The sequence below is a fragment of the Okeania sp. SIO2F4 genome (assembly GCF_010672385.1).
GTDB lineage: Bacteria > Cyanobacteriota > Cyanobacteriia > Cyanobacteriales > Microcoleaceae > Trichodesmium.
The window spans coordinates 1-9,407 of record NZ_JAAHGT010000332.1 but is presented as its reverse complement, the minus strand read 5'-3'; the positions used below and the strand labels follow the sequence as shown (position 1 = coordinate 9,407).

At 34.4% G+C, this 9,407-nt stretch carries 6 protein-coding genes and 1 pseudogene; 2 read left to right on the top strand and 5 right to left on the bottom strand.

The window, feature by feature from the left end:
• Window positions 1-119: 119 nt before the first annotated feature.
• The 5 genes and pseudogenes from F6K22_RS20410 to F6K22_RS43555 form a co-directional block, all read right to left on the bottom strand.
• The gene (locus F6K22_RS20410) at window positions 120-872 is read right to left on the bottom strand and encodes a sulfotransferase family 2 domain-containing protein (RefSeq protein ID WP_293101873.1); all 753 of its coding nucleotides are present in this window, start codon (window positions 870-872) and stop codon (window positions 120-122) included.
• 164 nt (window positions 873-1,036) lie between these two features.
• Window positions 1,037-2,992 (bottom strand): hypothetical protein, encoded by a 1,956-nt coding sequence (locus F6K22_RS20405; protein WP_293101870.1) that lies wholly within the window; start codon window positions 2,990-2,992, stop codon window positions 1,037-1,039.
• A gap of 1,043 nt (window positions 2,993-4,035) precedes the next feature.
• Window positions 4,036-5,019 (bottom strand): GntR family transcriptional regulator, encoded by a 984-nt coding sequence (locus tag F6K22_RS20400; protein ID WP_293101867.1) that lies wholly within the window; start codon window positions 5,017-5,019, stop codon window positions 4,036-4,038.
• A 157-nt stretch (window positions 5,020-5,176) separates the two neighbouring features.
• Window positions 5,177-6,135: pseudogene (locus F6K22_RS20395) on the bottom strand (RNA-guided endonuclease InsQ/TnpB family protein).
• Entirely contained in the window at window positions 6,132-6,272 is a 141-nt protein-coding gene (locus F6K22_RS43555) for a helix-turn-helix domain-containing protein (RefSeq protein WP_483244147.1), read from the bottom strand. The pseudogene F6K22_RS20395 and the gene F6K22_RS43555 overlap by 4 nt, the downstream one beginning before the upstream one ends.
• A gap of 420 nt (window positions 6,273-6,692) precedes the next feature.
• Here F6K22_RS43555 and F6K22_RS20390 point away from each other — a divergent pair, with 420 nt between their 5' ends.
• Window positions 6,693-8,033: an RNA-guided endonuclease InsQ/TnpB family protein gene (locus F6K22_RS20390; protein ID WP_293101865.1), complete on the top strand. Its 1,341-nt coding sequence runs from the start codon at window positions 6,693-6,695 to the stop codon at window positions 8,031-8,033.
• A gap of 418 nt (window positions 8,034-8,451) precedes the next feature.
• Window positions 8,452-9,198 carry a dienelactone hydrolase family protein gene (locus tag F6K22_RS20385; RefSeq protein ID WP_293101863.1) on the top strand — a complete coding sequence of 249 codons (747 nt, stop codon included), beginning with the start codon at window positions 8,452-8,454 and terminating at the stop codon, window positions 9,196-9,198.
• The last annotated feature ends 209 nt before the right edge of the window (window positions 9,199-9,407 follow it).

The window sequence follows — 9,407 nt, the reverse complement described above, 5'->3', positions numbered from 1 at the left end:
GCTATCAGCTATTAGCTATCAGCTATTGATGAGAGGAGGAAGTAAAAGCAATTAAAAAATTAAGATAGAATTAGAAGTTACTGTCAAAGTACGCTCTTTATTTACTGAGAAGGAATTATTCATTCATGCATCTGATAGCTGACTGCTAAGAGGTGAATGTTTACATTTTGTGGTTGTTCTTTTTCTTTGTCTAAAATTGAAATGTTGTGATTATTTTGATTTTCATTGTCATAACCTAATAAATCAATAACATTTGAGTTACATTCACCGATAATTTGCATTTTTTCGGCATTCAAAAACTCAGAATAAGGGCGGTTGTCATTTCTGAAAAATCCTTTAGCTTTTGGTAAATATCCATCAAATGGTATGTTTAATTTCTGACAGACGAAAGTTAAATATGAGTGAATATTTTCATGCTTACCAATAAAATCAACTACTACTTTATCGTTGATTGTGTAAATATTCCAATTTTTTTTTAGGAATGGATTAGTATACTTATTTTTCAGCCAGTCATCAAATTTAATGGATTTGTTTTGGCAAAGAAAGTAGTACAAAGATATAGCTCTATCAAAAGGATTTCTTTCAAAACAAAACTTATAGTAACTTTCCCAAATCGAAGGTTCTATGACACATTGAATTTCTTTAGCAGTGATATGGTTGAAATACTTTTTGTATTCATTTCCCTGAGCATCAAAATCTAAATAATTTTGTGGTCTTTTTCCAAGAAGTTTTCTGATAGCTTCATCTTTCAAAGAGATAGGACTTATTATGTCATCATCGTCACAAAATCTAGATAAAGAAATTTCAACTGATGTACCAGCAGTCTTAGTTATTTTCAGGAAAATAAATTTATATTTGTGGGATATAATCATTGTGAAAAGAGAAAAATAGAAAAGTTATCCAATTGAGCGATCGCTTCAGAAATACAGAACCCTATTTCTACTTTCAAAAAACAGCAGTTTTCTCGTATTTAAGACTTTTATCTTAACTAAATTCTCACTCCCCACACTCCCCACGCTCCCCACACTCCCCTACTTCAACCATTGGGAATATGAGCAGCAATTTTTAAACCTTGTGGGTTATAAACTTCTAAAGGAATTTTAGCATTATTACTAATAGCCTCTAAAGCAACCTGTAAAGTTTTCAAATGTTTTTCTAGTGCACTACGACTCTTTTTATCTTTACTACTTTCTACTGCTTTAGCTGTTTTTTGAATTTTATCCACATAGTCAGAAGTTAACCGCACAGTAATTAAATCCTTCGTAACACTATATTGACAAATTTTTGGTTTTCCTTGACAAGTCTTACTTAAATCCTGATTAGCTTTTGCTAAAGTATCTAATAATCTTTGGTTTGCTTGTGCTACTTTTAGAAGAGTCTTATAAGATTTAACAAGTGGTTTAACTTTAGCATAATAACTAGAATTATTAGGTACTTCTTCAGCAGAATTTAGAGCTTTTTGCCAATATTCTGTCGCTTCTTTCCAATTACCTCTCCTTTCAAAAACTTCAGCTTGTTTAGAGTAACCAATAGCTTGATTATAAGCCTCTTCACCAATTTGTTCTATAATTCTACGTTCCTCAGCTAATTGAAGTTTTTGTTCATACTGAGGTAGTAAATTTTTTGCTTCTAAATAGGCGGTTGTTTGTGGAGGAATAGTATATACTTGATCCAAGGCATCTGCCCAATTTGAATATACATTTTTCCAGCTTTCAGGAAACTGAGCTATTACCTCTCTTGTCTCTGCTAACTGAGCTGATGTTTTAGCAGCCATTAATTTTTGATTAGCCTCTTCTTCAGTAGTTAATCTTCCTTTAATAGCAACTAAATACTTACGATATTGCTGCAATTTATTTTTAGCAAAAGGATAAGCACTACTATCTTCTGGTACTTTTTCTAGGAGAGCGATCGCCTCTTGCCAAAGTGATTGAATTTCTACCCAGTCTTCTGCTGGTAGTGGTAAACCTTTACTATGTTGAGCTGCTTGTTGACCATTACGCAAAGCTTTTCTAATTGTTTCTAAATGTTCAGTTTCTGTTTGGTAAATAGACTTTAAATGTTGTGATTCTAAGTAACGTATTGACCAAAATGGGATTTTTTCTAAATCTTGAACTGCTGTTTCTAACTTTTCTTGTGCCTGTTTTGGAGCTAAAGAGTTTTTGACATTTTTAATTGTTTCTAGTGACTGTTGATTTAACTCTTTTGCTGTTGGTATTATCATACATTTTCCAATCACACAGGGTTGAGTTATTGCATAAAAACAGCCTATTAAAATTGCTAAACTTAAACTAGCACTGAGAAATTCTACTTGAGAAAAGGTAGCTAAGTTAACAGTTGATTCTTTTCTTACAGGTGATTTTTGTTCTACATAGTTTCTGGCTTTTCTTTTGATTTTTTTGGGAGATAGGTCTAATCCTTCCACATCAAAAGGGTTATCTAAATCATCCAGTAATTTTGAGGTAATCTTGATTTCTGACTTTTGACTTTTCTCTCCAGGAATATTCTTATTTATGACATGAGAATTTGAATCAGATATCCCCTCAGATTTTAATCTAATAGATATTCCTTCTAAATCTTTTAAATTAAATGGATTATCTAAGGAATCTAATAATTCTGGTGTAATTTTTACTTCAGAAGCTATATTTCCATCTACCGATTTCGGCATAAAAGTTAATGTAGATTCTTCTTGCCGACTCTTCGTAAAAAATGAATGATAAGCATAAGGATATATGTGACCGATTACATTCAAGCAAATACCCACTTTTTCTATAGATTCTAACTCCTGTTTTTGAACTATACTTTTTAACTCTGCAATTGTTTTTTGTCTATCTATTACTATATTGACTGGATGTTGACAAACCACCAATAATGTTCCTGCTTTTAAGTCGCATTGAATTTGACAAACATCATTGGATTTTTTTAAAGATTGCCAGCTTTTTTGTAAATTATGTTCTAATATCTGTGTATTAATATTTCTAATTGCTGTTTTCATTTTTACCTTGATAATTTATTAGTTGATTTGCCAATATTTTATTAGTATTTTATAGACTATAACAGTCCTATACAGGTTGTGTGATTTAGATTATCTTAAAATACCAAGTCGTTATGACAGGATCGAGTCAAGACATTGATTTTAATGTTATTTTATAAGTTTCTAAGATATCACGACTGATTGAGAGACTGTTTTTAACGAAGTCAGAAGTAAGAAGTCAGAAGTTGTTTTTGTAATATCAAGTCTGGTAGCATTGGTATTGTAAGGTAAGAGTAAGGAAGAAGGCTTTAGTTATCTAGAAGAGAGAAGAAGGCTTAAAAGCAAAAAAAAAATTAAATTTCCTGTAGATATTCACACCTGGTTTGACACAAACAATACTAGCGGATATGATATAATATAAATTTTGAGCAACCCTCCAAAAACATTTCGCCTTCAAAAGTAGGGTTTTAGACCCAATTATTTTGATCGAGCAAATATTCAGAAGGTGAGAAAACTTCTCGGGCGAGGAATTTCATAAATTGTCCTTCTGAAAGAAAAATTTCTGGCGTTTTCGGCTGTCGCCGACATGAAACGCTGCGCGACACATTTGTCCATCATTCCGTAGAAAAACGCAAAATGGAACAGAGTTTTATAACTTTGCTCTCCTAATCCTAGATCGCTATAGAGCTACCTTAAGATTTTTTTGACAAATAGTCTCTTAGAACTCCTATATCTCTTTTTCTTCTGTAATTATGTAATTAAATCAACAATCATCCAGTGAAATTATCAATAATTCATTTATTTATAACTGTATTTATCCTATTTGTTCCATGATTAAAATTCTAGTTACGGTAACATAAACATTGTAGATAGCGGTTCTATGATGAATGAGATACAGTATTTTTTTCTCTTCTATTTTCCCAATTAAGCTCTTCCCTATTCTCTAAAATCCCAAACTTCTTTGCCTGATATATTTGATAAATCCTCTATATAGAATCTAAATTAATTTTAATTTATTTTATTTTCTGCTTCCCTATTCCCCATACTTAAGAATATTTGTCTAGCTAGGCTAAACCTAACTCTCGTTTCAAGAGATTAATCGAATCTGTAACAATATAATTTTCAATACATATAATTTGTGGTGGGCGAATAATATTTTCCCTATTTTTTTGTAATATAGCTTTAACTATATCAAAGCTAAATTTATCACAAACAATTATTCTAGCTGACCGCACCATAGCATTAATTTTATGGGTTTCTGTATCTTGGGCAGTCATAACAATTACATCATTTCCACGCAAACTATGAATAATTACTTCTGCTGCTCTTAATAAACCTGAACTGAGACTAACTAAACCACAGTAACTTCCCTTGGGTAATGTATGTAGCAATTGAAATTCTTTACCATAATCATATATATCAACTGGTATAACTCGGACAGATTTAGGAGCAGCTATTTCTTCAGCTCGCCCAATAAAATACCTACTTGTTACAACTGTTCCACAAGATACTTGGTCTATAATTTCACCTAGTTCTTCTAAAGGAACTAACTGTACAGAAATATTCAGAGCTTGTTCCAACTCTTGAGCCATTAACTGTCCAATACCAAGATCATAAGATGGAGCTGTGACTAATACCCTAGCACTACAACGTAATCGCCAGTCAATTTGAATCAAAAACATTTCCCTGGCTTCATTTAAACTACAACCTTGGGACAGTAATTCATCTAAGCTACGCTTGACTATGTTACTAGCATTTGGATATTTGTCGAAAATGGGAGACTTTAACTTTGACACCCATTTATGGCCTTGAGTTTTCACGTATATACCCGAACCTGCTTGAGCTTCTACAAGGCCAGTATCTTCTAGTTGACGATATACCTTACTTATGGTATTACGATGTAACCCAGTTTGCATAGCAAGTTGTCTGGTACTAGGTAATCGATGGCCAGGAGGAAACTGTCCGGAGGCGATCGCAAACCGAATTTGATTAAATAATTGGTTTGATGCGGGAATATCACTATCTGCTTTAATCTGAAAATCAACCATTACCTAAGCTCCAGTGGATGGCAACAAAAGTCAAAAAATTGTTGCTCAGGAATATCTATGATTATGATATAGATGTGAACTATCCCAACTTGCTACGCTAAAGTTGGGGCTTCTGAACTCACAGGGGAATGCCTCAAGACAGGCTTACGCCCACCTTTTAGTCTGACTTCCCCTCCTTCAGCAGCAGTCCTTCCAAGACCGATAATTGTCTGATGCCTTCTGCTCTAATATTCTTGCTGGCATTTTCATCACGGTCATGGTGCATTCCACAATTCGGGCAAGTCCACTTCCTAATATCTAATGGCATTTCTGACATTTGGTAGAGACAATTAGAGCAAGTTTTAGAACTAGGAAACCATCTATCAATTTCTACTAACAAACCACCTTTTTGTTGTAGTTTATAGTCAATAAAATTGACAAATATTCCCCATCCTACATCAGATATAACTTTAGCTAGATTATGATTACGTTTGCGCAGCATTCCGTAGGAAACCATACCCTTGATGTTTAGATTCTCAACAACAACTACTTGATTATCATTGACGATTTTTCTAGATAATTTGTGTAGAAAGTCTTGGCGGGCATTACTGATACGTTCGTGAACTCTAGCAACTAGCTGACCTGCTTTTTCTCTTGATTTACTTCCTTTTTCAAGTGCAGAGCTAATTTAGCTTGTTTTCTTGCTAAATTTCTCTCATGTTTTTTCAGGTGTTTAGGATTAGTATATTTTGAAGTTTTACTACCATCGTGGGTAACGCAAAAGTCTTTTAATCCAAGATCGATACCAACAACTTTACCAGTTAACACAATCTCAGGATTTTTTTGTTTAGTGTCGAACAACAATGAGGCATAATACTTTCCTGTCGTTGTTTTAGTAATAGTTACAGTTTTTAATTGACCGTTAAACAATTTATGAATTGAGGCTTTAATTACCGCGACTTGGGGGATTTTAACTCCATTCTCAACTACTTGAGTGTTTTGAGGATATTGACAGGATTGCTTCCCGCGATAAGACTTGAATCTAGGGTACTTAGCCCTTTTCTCAAAAAAGTTCTTAAATGCTTTGGTTAGGTTTAGTGTTGTTGACTGCAAAACTTGAGAATAACATTCTTTCAACCATGCAGTTTCTTCAGACTTTTTGAGCTTTGGCAGAACTTTATTGAGAGTAACTGGCTTAATCCCTTGCCTGTATGTTTATAAGTTTCATTGCACAGGTTTAAGGCATAATTCCACCACCATCTAGCGCACCCCATTATTTGACTTAGCTTTTGGGATTGCTCTGATGATGGGTAGATTCTGACCTTTATAGCTCTGTACAAGGCTTTCAGGACAACTATAGTTAACAGTGAACAATAATAGCATAAATTCTCTCCAAATGCGGAGGCTTAGTGGTTTTATATTTTGGGTAGTCCTGTATAGTAATGGTATTGAGTAAACTTGGTATAACATATAGTATGGCAATCAACTATATACCGAAAAAAACCGTGAGCGAGAGATAGCCCCTCGTTTTAACGGGGGGCAGTTGAGCAAGCGGGGGTTTTAACCCCCTGTATCATTTCCTATGTGTATTTTTCAGATATTTGGTGATTGTCTCCATATTGATTAATTGTTGTTATTTTGAATAAAATAAAGTATAATAATATAGATGAATTAACAAGTAAGTTCTGAGTATAATGTACGGTTGCCAACAAGTTTTGCTACACCCACATAAAGAAACTAAAGCTGTGTTGGAATTCATCTGCTCGGAAGTCAATAAACTCACTAACTGTGGAATTTACTATGGCCGTCAGCTATATTTTAAAACCCAGAGATTTATTGGTAAATACACCCTAGATAAAGAACTAAAAAGTAACTGGCATTTTAAAGCTCTCAGAGCGAATGTGGCTCAACAAGCATTACACAAAATATATGATTCATTTAAAGGGTATCAAGCTTTAATCAAAAAATGGTGGGCAGGAGAATTAGATAACAAGCCAAGATTACCTAATTACCGCAAAAAAGGCGGTCTAGAAGTAGCAGTTTATCCAGCCCGTTTTGTCAAATGTTTGGGCAATAAAATTAGATTGGGTTTAGGGAGACAAGTCAAAGCCTGGTTTGGTCTAGATAACATTACCATTCCCCTGCCCAGTAATTTGGATTTTAAAAAGATCAAAGAAATCAGAATATTGCCAAGAAATAATTGTTTCTATGCAGAGTTTGTTTATAAAATAAACCCAACTAAAGCTGTTGTTAATTATGGTAATGCTTTAGGGATAGATCCAGGATTAAATAATTGGTTGACTTGTGTTTCAACTACAGGAAAATCTTTTATTATTGATGGCAAAAAAGTCAAATCTCAAAATCAATGGTATCATAAGAGAATAGCAGCTCTTAAGAAAGGTAAAAATCAAGATTATTGGGACTCAGAACTAGGGCTGATAACAGAAAAGCGTGATTGCTTCGTTCCTCGCAACCAGATGAGAGATGCTATTAATAAAGCAGCACGTTTTATTATTAATTGGTGCTTCAAGAATGATGTAGGTGTAATTGTTTTTGGCTGGAATAAAAGGAATAAAGACTCGATTAATATTGGTCAGAAAAACAACCAAGAGTTGGTAATGATTCCCACAGCTAGGTTAAAAGATAGAATTGCTCAATTAGCTACCCAATATGGTTTAAAATTTATTGAAACTGAAGAATCTTACACTTCTAAAGCCTCTTTTTTAGACCAGGACTTTCTGCCTAAATTTGGTGAAAAACCCAACCAGTGGAAACCGTCAGGAAAAAGAGGAAAAAAAGGAGATGGATTAGGACGGGGACAATATCAAACAGAAAAAGGAGCAAAAATTAACAGTGACTGCAATGGTGCAGCCAATATTTTAAGAAAGGTAAGCTCACAGCTAAAGTTATCTTTAGTCAAGGTGCGTAGGGCAGTTTTGAGTATGCCAAAACGATATGATTTAACAAATTTATCTAAATCATATCGTAAGCAAAGTGAGGAGCGCGGTTTTAATCCGCTCCGAACAACCGCTTAGAATCCCCGTCTTTTTAAAGCGGGGAGAACTCAACATCTAAATCTTGAATCAGGTTTTAGGTTTAATTGAAAGGGGATTCAACTGAAAAAAGGTTTGAGCTGCGGAGGTGTTCAATAATTAATAATTAACAATTAATAATTAATAATTACCTTTTCTTCAAAAGAAGAGGATTGGTTAAAAGGAAATTTTTTTCTTCTCAAGGGGAGATTGGATATGGCTAGGTTTCTTTACCATCCCATCCTAACGGACTGCTCCGCAAACGACCGCTTTTTTCTCCTGGAAAGGAGAGGCTTTAAACCTTTATTTTTCGGTAAGTTTTAGATAAACTTTTCTCCTCTAGGACCTAAGACCTAATATGCCACATAAGACTTACTCACCTACGACCTAAAACGCAACACCTTCGGAGGATAGCGACGATATGACAGAACTAGAAATCCATACAACCCATATTCAAGTCCCCAATGGAGACCTTCAAATAGATTCCTATTTAGCACAACCATTAGGATCTGGTCCATTTCCAGCAGTAGTGGTGGTACAAGAAATATTTGGGGTTAATAACCATATTCGAGAAGTAACAGAAAAAATTGCCAAAGAAGGCTATGTGGCGATCGCTCCGTCAATTTACCAACGTCAAGCTCCTGGTTTTGAAGTAGGCTACACTGAGGAAGATTTAATATTAGGTCGCAAGTACAAAGAACAAACCAAAGCTTCGGAACTACTCAGCGATATTCAAGCTACTATTAATTATCTCAAAAGCTTACCTACTGTTAAACCAGATCAGTTTGGTTGTATAGGTTTCTGTTTTGGAGGCCATGTTACCTATCTAGCAGCTACTTTGCCAGAAATTCAAGCAACTGCTTCTTTCTATGGAGGTGGTATTGCCACTGGTACTCCTGGTGGTGGTGAACCTACTATTACTCTGACTCCTAAAATTAGTGGTACGATATATTGCTTCTTTGGTACAGAAGATCCTTTAATTCCTATAGAACAGGTAGACCAAATAGAGGCAGAATTACAGAAACATCAAATAAAGCATCAAGTATTTCGTTATCCAGCAGACCACGGTTTCTTTTGTGACCATCGTAGTAGTTACAATGCTCAAGCTACTGCTGATGCTTGGGTTAAGACAAAGGAACTTTTTAGTCAACAATTAATGAATAATTGATAATGGATAATGAATAGTGGATAATTGATAATTGATAATGAAAACTATCTTGAATTAGGGATTGCTGATTATACCTCAAAGTGTTTATAGATAAAAGTTTTAGCCTTTTTAGGTCTTGAAAAAGTACCAGCTTTTAGGTGCTAGAGATGCAAAAATTTAGCATTTTGGGCAAGATAGGAAAAGAAAATCAAGAGACGATTTTTCTGACT